Below are 16133 nucleotides of genomic sequence, written 5' to 3'. Positions count from 1 at the left end.
ATTAAGTATTTTAGTCAAACAAACTAAATCATGATCCTCCCTCCATCACTTCACCCAGGCGATCAAGTCGCCATAATAGCCACTGCAAGATCTATTGCTGAAGGCGACTTACAGCCCGCTATTCAACTTTTGAAATCTTGGCGACTGGTCCCAGTTTTAGGTGAAAGTATTGGTTTACAAGAACACCAATTTGCAGGAACGGATAAGGAACGCGCTACAGATCTGCAAAATCAAATTAATGACCGCAAAATCAAAGCGATTTGGTGTGCCAAAGGTGGTTATGGGTCTATACGCATATTGGATCTGGTGGATTTCTCGAGTTTAAAAACCCAAACCAAATGGCTCATTGGCTATTCAGATGTCACAGCGATTCATCTGCACTTACAAAGCTTAGGCATCGCTAGTCTTCATGCACAAATGGCTTCGGCGATAGAAACCCGGTCGGTGTTAACTTCAGAGGAACTAAAACATGTTTTATTTGGCAAAAAACTTCAGGTTGAATATGCCTCCCAGCACCCCAATCAGATAACCGGTGAGGTGAAAGGAGAACTCATCGGTGGAAACTTATCGGTATTATATTCAGCAATAGGAAGCCACAGCCTGCCGAATTTTGAAAACAAAATTTTATTCCTTGAAGACCTGGACGAATACCTCTATCATATCGATAGGATGATGCAGAATTTAAAACGCAGTGGACTATTAAGCAAGATCTCTGGGTTAATTGTTGGCGGGATGACCGATATGAACGACAATTCGACTCCTTTTGGCAAAACAGCAGAAGACATCATTTATGGAGTTGTAAAAGACCTCAGCATTCCTGTAGCTTTCCATTTCCCAGCGGGCCACCTGGAGACAAATTTGCCTTTAATATTTGGGGAAACTGCTCATCTTAGTGTAACTTCGGAACGCGTTCAACTCACCTACTAAGCATGGCACAGCATAATGAATTAGGCAAGAGCGGCGAAAAAGATGCCGTCAATTTCTTAAGGGCTAAGGGTTATGAAATCCTGGAAACCAATTTTGTTTACGATAAAGCAGAGGTAGATATTATTGCCAAAAGTGGAGAGTTTTTGATCGTCGTAGAAGTAAAAACCAGAAGTACGCCAGATTTTGGTGATCCACAGGATTTTGTGAAACCCGCTCAAATTAAACGCCTGGTTAAAGCAGTAGACTATTACATTAATGAGAAGGATCTCAACCTGGAAGTGCGATTTGATATTGTAGCTATTATTAAAAATAAATTAGGAAAACGTATAGAACATCTTGAGGATGCTTTTTATTACTTTGAATAAAATTTGAAGCCATGAGTAATCCTATTATAAAAGTTAAAGAACTTGGTTTTCACTGGGAAACCAAAGATCCATTTATGTTTTGTGCCTTTCATCAAGATAATTATCCCAAGGGAGAAGCCCACAAAGGGCCCTCTAAAGACGCTCTAAAGGGTAGGTTCCTCGGTAATGATTTCCAGAAAAAAGAGGGTTGGAGAATGTACCACGGGCAGGAAGTGCCTGGGTTTCCATACCATCCCCACGCTGGTTTTGAGACCATTACTCTAGTAGAACAAGGTTTTGCCGACCATTCTGACTCTATGGGGGCCAAAGGCCGATTTGGACAAGGTGATGCACAATGGATGACGGCTGGAAAAGGGGTGTTACATTCTGAAATGTTTCCGCTTGTGAATCAGGATAAGGAGAATCCACTGCTCTTATTTCAGATCTGGTTGAACTTACCCAAGCGATCCAAAAAAGTGGAGCCACACTACAAGATGCTGTGGCATGAAGAGATTCCCATCGTTGAGGAGAAAGACGAAAATGGAAAACTTGCTAAGATCAAAGTCATTGCAGGACACTATAAATCCAATAAGTCATTGGATCCAACCCCAGATTCTCTGGCGGCTGTAGCTAAGAATGACATCCAGGTGTGGCGAATTACTTTAGAAGCTGGAGCTGAGTTTACACTTCCTGCCGGCGAAACTAAAAGTAACCGGGTATTGTTTTTCTACGAGGGTGAAAAATTAAAAACTGAAGGATTTGAAATTCCTGAAGGGCATTCCTTAGATTTGGAATCGTCTCAGGAGCTTAAATTGGTGAATGGTAATAAAAAAGCGGAGCTGCTATTATTACAAGGCAAACCCATCAACGAACCTGTGGTACAACAAGGGCCTTTTGTTGCCAATTCGCGTGAAGAGATGAGTGAGATCATCAGCGATTACCAGCGCACACAGTTTGGTGGATGGCCCTGGCCAAAAGCTGAGTTTACCCATGGTGATGAAGGTCGATTTGCGTTATTTGCTGATGGAAGCTTGGTGAAAAAATAATACTTTGCTATATAATTAAATTAAGCTGTGAAAAAATTTATCCTTCTTTTTCTTATCTGTTTTTGTATGATATCGTGTGTTGATCTATTTCTGGACGATGATATCAATTATCCAGATACTGGAGAACCTGTCACTTTTTTTGAAATCAATGTGGGTAATAACTCACTGGGTGGTAATAATATTGTGGAGTCAAGCTTAGGCACTTTTAATATTAACCAAAGTGCAAGCTTTAGATTACAAGCACAGCATTACCAAATCAGTAGAATCGAACTCAACCAGGACACAGGAGAAATTATCTACTTATATCAACCCCAAACAAGGTTATGTAGGTGAAGATTACGTAGAGATTTTAGCCCCAACCGATCGAAATGGCAATCAAATTTTTGAAACGAAAGTGTATAAATTTCAAATTAATGTAGGTCATTAAAAAAGCGAGATAAATATCTCGCTTTTTTTACTTATTCTTCCAATTATCCCTCAAGGTCACTGTCCTGTTAAAGACCAAATGATCTAATGTGGAATCCCTGTCCACACAAAAATAACCTATGCGTTGAAATTGAAATTTATCTTCAGCTTTAGCTGACTTTAAATAAGGCTCTACATACGCTTTACCTACTTCCAATGATTCTGGATTCACAAAGTCCAAAAAGTCCTTCTCTTTGTCCGCAGTAGGATCTTCCACTGTAAATAATCTATCGTAAAGTCTCACCTCAGCTTCAATAGCGTGAGGGATTGACACCCAGTGCAGAGTTCCTTTTACTTTTCGCTGAGAGGCTTCCGTACCACTTCCGCTTTTACTTTCGGAATCGTAAGTACAGTGAACTTCCAGAATAGTGCCGTTTTCATCCTTCACCACATCTTCAGCTTTGATGATGTAGGCGTTTTTCAATCTTACTTCCTTGCCCAATTTTAAACGGAAAAACTTTCGGTTGGCTTCCTCTCTAAAGTCTTCCTGCTCGATATACATTTCTCTGGAAAAAGGAACTTCGTGTTCACCTGCGGATTCATCTTCAGGGTTATTTTCGGCGCTAAGCCACTCCTCTTTTCCTTCAGGATAATTGGTGATCACAACTTTCAAAGGATCCATCACGCCCATTACTCGAGTCGCTTTTTTATTCAGATCATCTCTCACACAAAACTCCAGGTGAGCGACATCTATCATGTTTTCCCGTTTACCAATTCCGATACTTTCTGCGAAAGTTCTTATCGATTCTGGGGTATATCCCCGTCTTCTCAAACCAGAAATCGTAGGCATTCTTGGATCATCCCAGGAATTGACGATGCTTTGCTCCACTAGTTGAGCCAATTTTCGTTTACTTACCACAGTGTGGCTCAAATTACGTCTGGCAAATTCACGTTGTTTAGGCACCAAGTCGCCAGTTTTGCTCACACGCTTCACAAACCAATTGTAAAGTTCGCGATGAGGTAAAAACTCCAGCGTACAGAACGAATGCGACACCGACTCAATAAAGTCAGACTCACCATGCGCCCAATCGTACATTGGATAAATCATCCAATCGTTTCCTGTGCGGTGATGCGCTTTATGCAAACACCTGTACATCACTGGATCCCGCATGATCATATTTGGCGAAGCCATATCAATTTTAGCTCTAAGCACGTGAGCTTTTTCGCCAGTTTCACCGTTTTTCATGGCTTCAAAAAGCGCTAAGTTTTCTTCCACAGAACGCTTTCTGTAAGGACTCGCTGTTCCAGGCTGGGTTGGAGTACCCTTTTGAGAAGCCATCTCTTCAGACGACTGGCTGTCCACATAGGCATCTCCAGCTTTGATCAACTCCACAGCCCAATCGTACAACTGCTGAAAGTAGTCTGATGCGTAACATTCCTGCGCCCATTCAAACCCAAGCCATTGCACATCGCTTTTGATAGACTCCACATAAACCGTTTCTTCCTTCAACGGATTGGTATCATCAAACCTAAGATTTACCGGAGCATTGTATTTGAGCCCCAATCCAAAATTCAAACAAATAGACGACGCGTGTCCAATGTGCAAAAAACCATTAGGTTCTGGTGGAAAACGAAATTTTAAGTCGCTCGCTTTATAGTCGGTTTTCAAATCCTCTTCAATGATCTGCTCAATGAAATTCAAAGATTTTTTTTCTTCAGACATAATTCAAAGTTAAGTTGCAAATTTACTCAAATTCACGGTGCTATAAAGAGATGCCCGAATAAGATTTTTAAGGTTTCTTCTGATTTTGGGTTTCGTTAGCTTTTAGCTTTATAAGAAGTTAGCTTAAAGCCAATAACTCACTTAATCCCCTCGCCGGGACGGTAGTTACAACTGAAGGTTTTACGAAATTGACAATTATTTAAGCGAACTAAATAATGTTAGTCGTTTATGCTTCTTCAACTAAAACTAATCTTCAATAAAAATGTTGCTTGTAAATGGTTGAAACCATTAAAGTCTAGATGACGTCAACATAGCCCAGGGTTTAAACCGTGAACTATGAAAAAAATTACTCATGCTATAAAGCTATTTGACAAGACCTCACAGGTTTCAAAAACCTGTGAGGTCTAAACACATACAAGCTTATTTTAACTCTCTAAAAAATCAAAGCTAATCCAGAAAGCGATAGTATAACTAGAAGTATTCTTTTGAACTGAACTTCATTGATTTTAGGAAAAAATTTAATGCCCAAAAATTGAGCTAAAAAGAAAACTGGCAGAACCATTACACTCATTTGGAAGTGCTGTAAATTCAAAGCACCACTAATGCTTAAGGCAGGAATCCTGATGAGGGTAATCAAAGCTAGCACGCCAATCATAGTGGCTCTAAAAGTTTTAGCTTCCTTCACCGTATTTTTCACACTGATGACATATAAGGGACCTCCAGTAGAAAACACACCAGAGAAAAAACCACCCATCACCCCAAAGGTCCAGTTGGCTTTTTTACCAAGCGCCAATTCTTTCTTCCCCAGCAAGACATAACCAACATATAAAAGTATGAAAACACCTAGTCCTGTTTGTAAGATCGCAGGTTTGGAATAGGTAAGGACGACGATTCCCAACACAACGCCTATCAACGAGGCCAGTGTAAGTCTTACAATGGTGTCTTTATCTATGTTACGCCATTCTTTATACACCAAATAGCTGCTGGAAAACAAATAGAATATGGAAACATAGGCTATAGCATCTGGTAATTTGACGGCAAAAAGAAGGATTGGCAAAGCCACTAAAGACCCAGCAAAACCTACTAAAGACTGCACAAAAAAACCACAAAAAATAGCAATCGCTAGGATGACCAAAACATATAACTCCACAGTTTTTTCTTTTTTTAAAACAAGTGCAAATTTAAGTTTCAGCACGTTTTCTGTAAAATGGAATCAATGGCTCAAAGGTGCATTTACAATAATAAAGAGTATTTTTGAGCTTAAAACCTCATTTTTAATGGTAAATGATTTAGATCGCAAAATAATTGATATACTAAAACTGAATTCACGGCAGTCTTACGCTGAAATAGGCAAGCAGGTATTTCTTTCACCCTCTTCTGTAAGAGAACGGATAAAAAAGTTGGAAGACACGGGAGTCATTAAAGGCTACAGTCTTCGTGTAAATCAAACTCTGCTAGGAAACAGCTTGGAAGTTTTTATTATGCTTAAAATGTTTAGCGGCAAATTAAAACCTGCTTTGGTAGAGATAGAAACTTATCCGGAAGTCAAGGAAGCCTACAGGATAACGGGGCAACATAACTTGTTTATTCGGGTGGCTTTAAAAGATCAGCTTCACTTGCAACAATTCATAGATAAGCTGGTAAATTTTGGGGAGCCTACCACCCATTTGATTCTTTCGAGAGTGGGGAAAAAAATGACATGAAAATTTTAATAAGCAGTCATACCACAGTCAAATGAATCCCCATGCTTTTAATTTCCTTAGCAACCGTATTACTGATTCCAGAATCGGTAATAATATGATGGATGTCTGAAATGGCACAAATTTTACCAAATCCTTTTCGATTAAATTTAGAAGAATCAGCCAAAACAATAATCTTTTGAGCTGATTCTATCATTTTTTTATTCAGAATAGCTTCTTCAAGGCTTGTAGTTGTACATCCGTGATCAACATCAATTCCGTCTACACCCAGAAATAAAAGATTACACGAAATATTTTCCAACAGCGAATGTGAAAAATGTCCTGTCACCGAAGAGGAGCTGTGTCTTACATTTCCTCCGAGTTGTAAAATATCGTAATATGGAGAATTCGTTAATTCCAGAGCGACATTCAAAGACGAAGTTGTGATGTTAAGATGTTCTTCTATGTGGATAGCTTTAGCAAGCATTTGCATCGTCGTTCCAGAAGCAATCATGATGGAATCGTTGGGTTTGATCAATTGAATGGCGGCTTCGGCAATTGCTTCTTTTTCTTTCACATTCAGCTTTTCCTTTTCACTAACGTGTCTGTCGTTGATATAAGGATTTTGAATGGTAGCGCCTCCATGCGTTCGAAATAATAAACCTTTATCTTCTAAAAGTTTTAGATCCTTTCTTATAGTTACGGCAGAGACTTCAAACAAATCACACAAATGAGCAACACTGACGTAAGTTTCTTTTTCTAGAAGTTCTAAAATGGCTTGATGACGTTTCACTTTTCTTTCGCTTTTGCACAAATATATGAGATAAGTAGCGAAATACTCATTAAGAGTAAATATCTAGAAAAAACAGATGCAAAAAGTTTCGTTTTATTATTATTTTAATCTTTTAACTTCGTTTTAATAATATTTTGTTACATTTGAATTATATTCGAAATTAAACGTAATGAATTCAGAACAATTATTTAATAGAGATCATCTTATAGATAAAGCAGAGCAAGTTGAAGAATGGGATAACATCATTATTGGGGGTGGATCCACTGGTCTTGGTATTGCTTTGGATAGTGCAACTAGAGGCTATAAAACACTTCTTCTTGAACAGTTGGATTATGCCAAAGGAACTTCAAGCCGAAGCACAAAGCTTGTTCATGGTGGCGTAAGGTATCTCGCACAAGCAAATATATCTTTGGTTAGAGAAGCTCTCAAAGAACGTGGACTATTAGAGCAAAATGCTCCGCATTTGGTCAAAAATCAAACCTTCTTAATTCCAAATTACACGTGGTGGGAAGGTCCTTATTATACTCTAGGTTTAAAGGCTTACGATTTTTTAGCTGGAGAATTAAGTTTAGGAAGCTCAAAACATATCAGCAAAAACGAAACTATTCGTAAGTTACCTACAATTAAGAAAGATAAGTTAAGAGGTAGTGTAAGTTACCAAGATGGACAATTTGACGATTCAAGGCTAGCTGTAAATATTGCACAAACTGCCATAGAAAAAGGAGGTGTGTTACTCAATTATTTTAAAGTCAAAAACTTAACAAAAGATGGTAGTGACAAAGTCTCCGGGGTTGTATCAATCGATCAAGAAACCGGAAAAGAATTCACTTTTAAAAGTAAAGCAGTTATCAATGCAACCGGGGTATTTGCAGATGATATTCTACAAATGGATAAACCTGGTTCTAAGAAAAGAATACAGCCAAGTCAAGGTGTACATCTAGTATTTGATAAAAAATTTCTGCCGAGTGAAGATGCTATCATGATCCCAAAAACAGATGATGGCAGGGTTCTATTTGCTGTGCCTTGGCACGATAAAGTCATTGTAGGAACAACTGATGTGATGGTAGACAATCACACCACCGAACCCAATGCTACAGAAAAGGAAGTAGATTTTATTTTGGAGACTTTCAATCGATTTATAGAAAAGAAGGCTACAAGAGATGATATCAAAAGTATTTACGCAGGTTTAAGACCACTCGCCGCTCCTGAAGATGAAACTGGAAAAACCAAAGAAATTTCCAGAGGGCATAAAATATTAGTATCAGATAGTGGATTAATCTCTATCACAGGTGGTAAGTGGACTACTTATCGAAAAATGGCAGAAGACACTTTAAATAAAGTCATTAGCCTAGGGTATTTACCAAAAAAAGAATGTGTAACAGAACATCTTTTTATCCACGGAGCCATGAAGACTGAAGAAAGAGATAATCATCTTTATGTCTATGGAAGCGATCAAGAACACCTTCAGAAATTAATAGAAAAAGAAAAGAGTTTAGGCGAAAAAATTCACGCAGATTTAAACTACCTAAACGTCGAAGTTCTTTGGGCAGCGCGCCACGAAATGGCTAGAACTGTTGAAGATGTTTTGGCAAGACGAGTTCGCGTGCTCTTTCTAGATGCTAAGCGCTCTATTGAAATGGCTCCTAAAGTTGCTGAAATTCTTGCCAAAGAACTCAGCAAAGATCAGCAATGGATTGATAAACAAATTCAAGACTACACAACCCTAGCAAAAGGATATATCATCTAAAGACTGATAAAATTTTTAAACCAACCTCAACCAATAACTTAAAACACTAAGCATGGAAAAGTACATTTTGGCCTTAGACCAAGGTACCACAAGTTCAAGAGCTATTTTATTCAACAGAAGAGGAGAAATACACTCCGTTGCTCAGCAGGAATTTGCACAGCATTATCCAAAACCAGGGTGGGTTGAGCACGATCCTGCCGAAATATGGTCTAAACAAGCAGGTGTAGCCGCCGAAGCCACAACCAAAAAAGGATTAAACGGGAAGAATATAGCTGCCATCGGAATCACCAACCAAAGAGAAACTGTAGTAGTGTGGGACAAACATACAGGGCAACCTGTTTACAATGCCATCGTATGGCAGGACAAAAGAACCTCAGATTACTGTGATCAATTGAAAGCCGAAGGCAAAGAAAAAATGATTCAGGAGAAAACGGGACTCGTCATCGATTCTTATTTTTCAGGTACCAAAGTCAAATGGATATTAGAAAATGTAGAAGGCGCCAGAGAAAAAGCAAATGCTGGAGATCTTGTGCTGGGAACCATCGACACCTGGCTGATTTGGAATTTCACAAAAGGTGAACTTCATGTCACCGACGTTACTAATGCTTCACGAACCATGCTCTTCAATATCCATACGCTAGATTGGGATGATGAGTTGCTGGAATTGTTTGATATTCCTAAAAGCATGTTGCCAGAAGTAAAAGATTCTAGCGAAGTTTATGGTCATACCAAAACCACAATATTTGCATCCAAAGTCCCTATTGCAGGAATTGGAGGTGATCAAATGGCGGCTTTGTTTGGTCAAATGTGTACCAAAAAAGGCATGGTAAAAAGCACCTACGGAACAGGTTGTTTCATGTTGATGAATATTGGCGAAAAACCCATACTCTCCAACAATAAACTATTAACGACTGTAGCCTGGCGCATCAATGGTAAAACCAATTACGCTTTGGAAGGCAGTATATTCATAGGTGGAGCTGTTGTGCAGTGGCTTAGAGATGGTATTGGCCTCATAAGGCGATCTAGCGATGTTGAATATGTAGCTAACTCGGTTGAATCTTCGGAAGGGGTCTATTTTATCCCGGCTTTTGCGGGACTTGGAGCGCCTTACTGGGATCAAAACGCAAGAGGTAGCATGTTTGGCATTACCCAAGGTACAACCGATGCGCATATTGCAAGAGCCTCTTTGGATGCCATTGCATATCAAACCATGGATATTTTGAAAGCTATGCAATCCGATTCCGAAATCGATATAGAAGAACTCCGGGTCGATGGTGGTGCCAGCGTTAACGATATGCTAATGCAATTTCAATCGGATGTTCTAAATACAACAACTATAAGACCGAAAACGATTGAGACCACCGCACTTGGTGCCGCTTATTTAGCAGGTTTAGCCGTTGGGTTCTGGAAAAGTATTGAAGAGATTCAAAACATTTGGGAAGAGGATGTGAAGTTTTATCCTACAAAAGATCAGGAAAGCATTAAAGAGGGCATTCAAGGATGGTACAGGGCTATTGATGCATTACAGTACTGGAGTAAATCTAAAAACCAATAATTATGAGTCCATTTGTAGCAGAAATATTAGGTACAGCTTTGCTTATTCTCCTCGGAGGAGGAGTTGTCGCAAGCAGTGTTTTGAAGGATACCAAAAGTAGTGGCTCTGGCTGGATGGTCATCACCACGGGTTGGGCATTTGCTGTTTTTGTTGGCGTTTTCGTCTCTGCACCATACAGTGGAGCGCACATTAATCCTGCGGTAACCTTAGCATTAGCGCTAGAAGGAAGCTTTTCCTGGCAGGAAGTCCCTGTTTATTTTCTAGCTCAGGTGATTGGAGCCATGATTGGTTCTGGGACTGTTTATTTACTTTTTAAAGATCACTTCGATGCTACAAATAATCCTGAAGGGAAGCGCGCCATTTTTTGCACAGATCCTGCAATTCCAAATACATTCAGAAACCTGATGAGTGAAGTTATAGGAACATTCGTTCTTATTATTGCTGTCTTTTTTATCACAGGTGCGGAAATTCAAAGTGAAGAAGGCGTCCCAGTTGGTCTTGGTGCAATCGGTGCACTTCCCATTGCTTTTGTAGTTTGGGGGATTGGTCTTTCTTTAGGAGGATTAACAGGATACGCCATCAATCCTGCTCGGGATTTAGGACCACGAATTATGCATTTTCTTTTACCTATTAATGGTAAAACACACAGTAACTGGTCGTATAGCTGGATTCCTATCCTTGGACCATTTCTAGGTGCAACCCTTGCCACTTTTCTTCATTTAATACTTAGCTAAAATCTATTCTTATGCTTTATAAAATCAGAATATCAGGTCTGATTCTATTCCTGTGCACTTCTACTTTTATGTTTGGACAAGGGGATTATCAACCAATACCAGACCTACTTCCGGAAGACAGTTTACAAACTAAAAAAACCTACCGTCCTTTTGAATTCAACCTTACTGTGAAAAATATGCACTTGTGGCGCGGATATCGAGTGACCGATGAAGCTATGACCGCAGCCAATGTGTATTATGTTTCCAAGGATGGAAATTTTAAAGCTGGTCTTTGGGGTGGCGTAGGTTTTGCTGGTAACTACACAGAGTTTGACTATTATATATCATACGATTTTAAAAACTGGAGCTTTGCCATCTGGGATATCAACAACTATACAGATTTCCCGGAGGCTGAAATTTTCAATTACGACAGAAGTGAAACATCGCATTTTATTGATGTCTCTGTGACTTATGCTTTTAAAGAATTTCCATTGCAAACTTCATGGAGCACCATCGTTCAAGGAAGAGACACTTATATAACCTCCAGCGGAGATTTGAGGAATGCCTTCACCAATTATGTAGAGGCTTCATACGTTCTTGCAAGTGGAAGAGACTGGAATCTCGGACTCTATGTTGGAGCTGCCTTTTCTTTCAAGAGTGAGACTCATTTTTATGGAGATAGGCCAGGCTTCAATAATTTCGGAGCTACCTATTCCAAAACCTTAAAGGTATTTGACAAGTACGAAATTCCAGTTTCTGCCACAGCCATGTGGAATAACCTCCAAGATTATGGCGCTTTACAGGTGGCGATTAATTTGTTTTAAAATTTCTTCTGATTTTGAGTTTCGATAAATTGAAATGTAGAACAAGTTAACTTGAAACCAAAAGTTCACCTCAACCTCTCGCTTTATATAAAGACCCAACTGAAAGCTTTACGATAGATGTTTAAAAATTAAAACTTAAATGTATTTATGTTTCTAAAACACAAAAGCCCTTTCAAATTGAAAAGGGCTTTGTAAATACTATTCTATACTAATTACTTCAGCTCAACCACCAAATCGTCTGCATAGACCATAATTCCTGGTTTCAACTCTATATTACTGACTTCCCCTTCAGCATTGGCAGTAACCGTCGTTTCCATTTTCATGGCCTCGATAATAAATAAAGGCTGGTTTTTCTTGACCTTGTCTCCTTTCTTCACTAGAATATCCGTTAAAGAACCTTGAAGCGGCGCTCCAATCTGCTTCTCATCGGACTTATCTGCTTTTTTATGAGAGACTTTTTCAACTTTTACGCCTTCATTTCTCACCTGAATATTTCGGGTCTGTCCGTTTACTTTAAAGAAAACCGTAGCCATTCCATCCTCATCGGTTCTACCAACGGAAACCAATGTAATCAATAGAGTTTTTCCTCTATCAAGTTCTACAACAATTTCTTCACCAGGATCCATACCGTAGAAAAAATTCTTAGTAGGGATATTGAAAACACTTCCGTATTTTAAGTGATGGTTGTAAGCGTCAGTGAATACTTTTGGATACAATTTATACGATAAGAAATCGGTAAATTCCAAGACTCTATCCATGTCCTCAGAAAACATATTTTGAAATTCTTTAAATTCCTTTTCAAAATCAACAGGTTCCAAATGTGCATTGGGTCTGTCTGTGTAAGGCTTTTCTCCTTTCAAAATGATCTTCTGTATTTTCTCCGGGAAACCTCCAACGGGCTGCCCCAAATCGCCTTTGAAGAAACTCACCACAGATTGTGGGAAAGATAAGTTTTCACCGTCTTTCAAAACATCTTCAATGCTTAAATTATTACTTACAAGATACTGTGCCATATCACCAACAACCTTGGAACTTGGTGTTACCTTAATAATATCACCAAAAAGTTCATTCACTTTAGCATACATATCTGTGATCTCATGAAACCTATCAGCTAGACCCAATGATTCTGCCTGTGGCTTTAAGTTAGAATATTGTCCTCCTGGAATTTCATGTTTGTAAACCTCTCCTGTTCCAGACTTCAGACCAGACTCAAACGGATAATAGTAGGTTCTCACCTGTTCCCAATAAATGGAATATTCGTTCAGCTTTTCAATATCTAGTTTATTTTCTCTTGGATGGTATTTTAAAATCTCAACCAGAGAATTGAAATTGGGTTGAGACGTCAATCCAGACAATCCACCAAGGGCGACATCAACAACATCTACTCCAGCTTCTATCGCATGTAGGTAAGTTGACGCTTGCATTGACGAAGTGTCGTGGGTGTGCAAGTGAATAGGAATCTTAACTTCAGACTTTAAGGCAGACACCAATTCTTTGGCTGCATTTGGCTTTAGCAAACCAGCCATATCTTTGATAGCCAAAATATGAGCTCCAGCATTTTCCAGATCTTTAGCTAACTGAGTATAATATTTTAAGGTGTATTTGGTTCGGTTAGGATCCATTATATCTCCGGTGTAACACATGGAAGCCTCAGCCAAACCACCGGTATTCTTTCTTACATATTCTATGCAAGGTGCAATAGATTTCATCCAGTTTTGAGAATCAAAAATTCTAAAAATATCGATACCACTATTCCAAGATTCAGTAACAAAACGTTCGATTAAATTATCTGGATAGGCCGTATACCCCACTCCATTAGAGCCTCTTAGAAGCATTTGTAGCAAAATATTTGGCATGGCTTTTCTCAACAGTTTGAGTCGTTCCCATGGGTTTTCTTTCAAAAATCGCATGCAAACGTCGAATGTAGCTCCACCCCACACTTCCATACTGAAAACCTCAGGATGAGATTTAGCAAAATTTTCTGCGACTTTCTGCATATCATACGTCCTCATTCTTGTAGCCAGCAGACTCTGGTGCCCGTCGCGCATCGTCGTATCGGTGAAATGAATTTTCTTTTCATTCGTCAACCATTTCGAAAATTCTTCTGGCCCCAATTCTGTCAGCAGGTCTTTCGTTCCTTTTTGGTAAGGCGTTTGAGCTGAAACTTTAGGAACTTCAGGCTTTAAGAATTTCGGATTCTTGATAGTATTTTTTACATCTGGATTTCCATTTACGGTCACATCTCCAAGGAAGTTAACCATTTTGGTTGCACGGTTTCTTGGTTCTTTGATATCAAAAAGCTCAGGTGTATTTTTAATATAATTTACTGTCACCCGACCTTCTCGAAAGGTAGCATCCTTTAGGATATTATCGAGAAAGGCCATGTTGGTTTTAACGCCACGCACCCTAAATTCTGCCAAAGCACGACGCATTTTTTTACACGCATCATCCAATGTTCTGCTACTGGCAGAAACCTTCACGAGCATAGAATCAAAAAACGGGGAAATCTTCACTCCCTGGTAAACGCTACCCGCATCGAGACGTATTCCAAACCCTGAAGCACTTCTGTAAGTCGTTATGATTCCGTAGTCTGGTTTAAAATCATTTTTGGGGTCTTCGGTAGTAATTCTACATTGTACAGCATATCCATTTACTGACACTGATTCTTGGTTTGGAAGTTTTATTTCTTCATCTGATAGCTTAAAATTATCCGCTATGTAAAGTTGGGTTTTTATTAGATCAATCCCCGTCACTACTTCGGTCACGGTATGCTCTACCTGCACTCGAGGATTCACTTCAATAAAATAAATACTGCCATCATCGTCCACAAGAAATTCAACAGTACCGATGTTATTATAGTTTACTGCCTTACATATTTTGACAGCATACTTATAAAGGTTATTTTTTACCGTTTCATCTAAATCTTTAGATGGTGCAAATTCAATCACTTTTTGATAGCGGCGTTGCACCGAGCAATCCCTTTCAAAAAGGTGAAGAATATTTCCATGATTGTCGGCGACAATTTGGATTTCAATATGCTTGGGGTTTTCTATAAATTTTTCAAGAAAAACGGTTTCATCTCCAAAGGCATTTTTGGCTTCTCGCCTAGATTCGCTGTAAGCATTCTCCAACTCGTCCATGCTTCTAAGCACTCGCATTCCACGACCACCACCGCCAGATGCTGCTTTTAGCATGAGTGGAAAACCTATCCTCTCAGCTTCTTTTGTAGCAATCTCCAAAGAGGTTAAGTCCTCTTTATTACTTTCTATAATTGGAACATCATTGGCAATAGCCACTTTTTTCGCAGTCACTTTATCTCCCAAAGATTTTAAAACATCGACTTTAGGACCTACAAAAACTATATCATTATCTGCACAAGCTTGAGCAAATTTTGCATTTTCGGAAAGAAAACCATAACCCGGATGTATTGCATCCACACCGTTTTCTTTGGCTACACGGATGATTTCATCGATGTCCAAATAAGGTTTTAAGGGCTCCTTATCATCACCAACCTGGTAAGATTCGTCTGCTTTATATCTATGTAAAGAATATCGGTCTTCGTAAGTGTAAATACCAACAGTTCTTATACCTATTTCTGTACAAGCTCGGAAAATCCTGATAGCGATTTCTCCTCTATTGGCAACTAAAACTTTTTTGATGTTCATTATAATTGAGTTTATTTTGAATTAAATGTGGTAGGCTTTAAAGTTATTAAATAATTTAGTCAATTCGTAAATTTGAATTGTTTTTAAAGCTTATTAAAAATAGATCTTAAAACAAATATGGATATACTACTCAAAACCCTAAAAGGCGAAATCCGCACTTTAAAAAATTTAATGAAAAAGAAAAAAGTGAATCTCCTCCTTTTTTATAATACGTATTGTATGGGCTGTACTGGAAGGGCTATTCCGTTTGCGTATGAGTTGACCAAGGATTTCCCTGAGGTAAATTTAATTGTCATACACACCAATTTTGGAAATCAAACTTTTTCTGAAAATGAAATTCTCGATATTTTCACTACTAAAACCTCTCCTTTCAATATTTACATAGATCCAAATGCAGAAACTTACAATCACTTTCAGTGTGAGGGCACTCCTCATTGGATTGTTTTGGATCAAGAATTACAAATCTTTAGAAGTATTTTTGGCTCTCAAAATCAAGCTCAGCAAAGGCTATGGTATGCCTTAGAATCTTTAAAAAATTAAGATATAATTTAGTTTTAAATTTAATCCTAAAATTCTGAATTCTTAAGCTTTAAAATTTTCTCACCGCTATTTTTCTTATTAAAAAATTACAAACCCTCGGCATCATATTTATTCAATTAGAAGTAATTACCAATTACAAAGTGTTGAAAATTAATATTTTATTCTAGAATTA

General features: G+C 38.6%; 14 protein-coding genes. 10 read left to right on the top strand and 4 right to left on the bottom strand.

Annotated elements, in window-relative coordinates; genetic code table 11:
- The first annotated feature begins 30 nt into the window (after positions 1-30).
- The 4 genes from LB449_RS00560 (at position 31) to LB449_RS00545 (ending at position 2650) form a co-directional block, all read left to right on the top strand.
- Complete coding sequence (locus tag LB449_RS00560) at positions 31-927, top strand: S66 peptidase family protein (protein ID WP_224453128.1); 897 nt, start codon at positions 31-33, stop codon at positions 925-927.
- Positions 928-929: 2 nt separating this feature from the next.
- Complete coding sequence (locus LB449_RS00555; protein WP_224453127.1) at positions 930-1292, top strand: YraN family protein; 363 nt, start codon at positions 930-932, stop codon at positions 1290-1292.
- Positions 1293-1303: 11 nt separating this feature from the next.
- Positions 1304-2317, top strand: coding sequence for a pirin family protein (locus LB449_RS00550; RefSeq protein ID WP_224453126.1), 1014 nt, complete (start codon positions 1304-1306; stop codon positions 2315-2317).
- Between the two features lie 66 nt (positions 2318-2383).
- A complete protein-coding gene (locus LB449_RS00545) occupies positions 2384-2650 on the top strand; it encodes a hypothetical protein (RefSeq protein WP_224453125.1) in 267 nt (88 codons plus the stop codon).
- 121 nt (positions 2651-2771) lie between these two features.
- Here the strand turns inward: LB449_RS00545 and LB449_RS00540 are convergent, their stop codons facing one another.
- Positions 2772-4445: a glutamine--tRNA ligase/YqeY domain fusion protein gene (locus LB449_RS00540; protein WP_224453124.1), complete on the bottom strand. Its 1674-nt coding sequence runs from the start codon at positions 4443-4445 to the stop codon at positions 2772-2774.
- Between the two features lie 433 nt (positions 4446-4878).
- Positions 4879-5595, bottom strand: a complete 717-nt coding sequence (locus LB449_RS00535; protein ID WP_224454414.1) for a sulfite exporter TauE/SafE family protein — start codon at positions 5593-5595, stop codon at positions 4879-4881.
- Between the two features lie 127 nt (positions 5596-5722).
- Here LB449_RS00535 and LB449_RS00530 point away from each other — a divergent pair, with 127 nt between their 5' ends.
- Complete coding sequence (locus LB449_RS00530; protein ID WP_224453123.1) at positions 5723-6148, top strand: Lrp/AsnC family transcriptional regulator; 426 nt, start codon at positions 5723-5725, stop codon at positions 6146-6148.
- A gap of 16 nt (positions 6149-6164) precedes the next feature.
- Here the strand turns inward: LB449_RS00530 and LB449_RS00525 are convergent, their stop codons facing one another.
- A complete protein-coding gene (locus LB449_RS00525; RefSeq protein WP_224453122.1) occupies positions 6165-6917 on the bottom strand; it encodes a DeoR/GlpR family DNA-binding transcription regulator in 753 nt (250 codons plus the stop codon).
- A 169-nt stretch (positions 6918-7086) separates the two neighbouring features.
- Between LB449_RS00525 and LB449_RS00520 the strand changes: the two genes are divergently transcribed.
- From LB449_RS00520 to LB449_RS00505, 4 genes are read left to right on the top strand one after another with little or no spacing between them, the layout of a single operon-like run.
- A complete protein-coding gene (locus LB449_RS00520; protein ID WP_224453121.1) occupies positions 7087-8664 on the top strand; it encodes a glycerol-3-phosphate dehydrogenase/oxidase in 1578 nt (525 codons plus the stop codon).
- Positions 8665-8716: 52 nt separating this feature from the next.
- Entirely contained in the window at positions 8717-10219 is a 1503-nt protein-coding gene (glpK, locus tag LB449_RS00515; protein WP_224453120.1) for a glycerol kinase GlpK, read from the top strand.
- Positions 10220-10221: 2 nt separating this feature from the next.
- Positions 10222-10953, top strand: coding sequence for an MIP/aquaporin family protein (locus LB449_RS00510; protein ID WP_224453119.1), 732 nt, complete (start codon positions 10222-10224; stop codon positions 10951-10953).
- A gap of 11 nt (positions 10954-10964) precedes the next feature.
- Positions 10965-11756: a hypothetical protein gene (locus tag LB449_RS00505; RefSeq protein WP_224453118.1), complete on the top strand. Its 792-nt coding sequence runs from the start codon at positions 10965-10967 to the stop codon at positions 11754-11756.
- Between the two features lie 212 nt (positions 11757-11968).
- Here the strand turns inward: LB449_RS00505 and LB449_RS00500 are convergent, their stop codons facing one another.
- A complete protein-coding gene (locus tag LB449_RS00500; protein WP_224453117.1) occupies positions 11969-15421 on the bottom strand; it encodes a pyruvate carboxylase in 3453 nt (1150 codons plus the stop codon).
- Positions 15422-15592: 171 nt separating this feature from the next.
- Between LB449_RS00500 and LB449_RS00495 the strand changes: the two genes are divergently transcribed.
- Positions 15593-15961 carry a TlpA family protein disulfide reductase gene (locus LB449_RS00495; RefSeq protein ID WP_224453116.1) on the top strand — a complete coding sequence of 123 codons (369 nt, stop codon included), beginning with the start codon at positions 15593-15595 and terminating at the stop codon, positions 15959-15961.
- The last annotated feature ends 172 nt before the right edge of the window (positions 15962-16133 follow it).

The organism is Psychroflexus lacisalsi, assembly GCF_020164495.1.
Taxonomy (GTDB): domain Bacteria; phylum Bacteroidota; class Bacteroidia; order Flavobacteriales; family Flavobacteriaceae; genus Psychroflexus; species Psychroflexus lacisalsi.
Note: the sequence above shows the minus strand (reverse complement) of the source record. Positions and strands in the feature narration are given on the sequence as shown.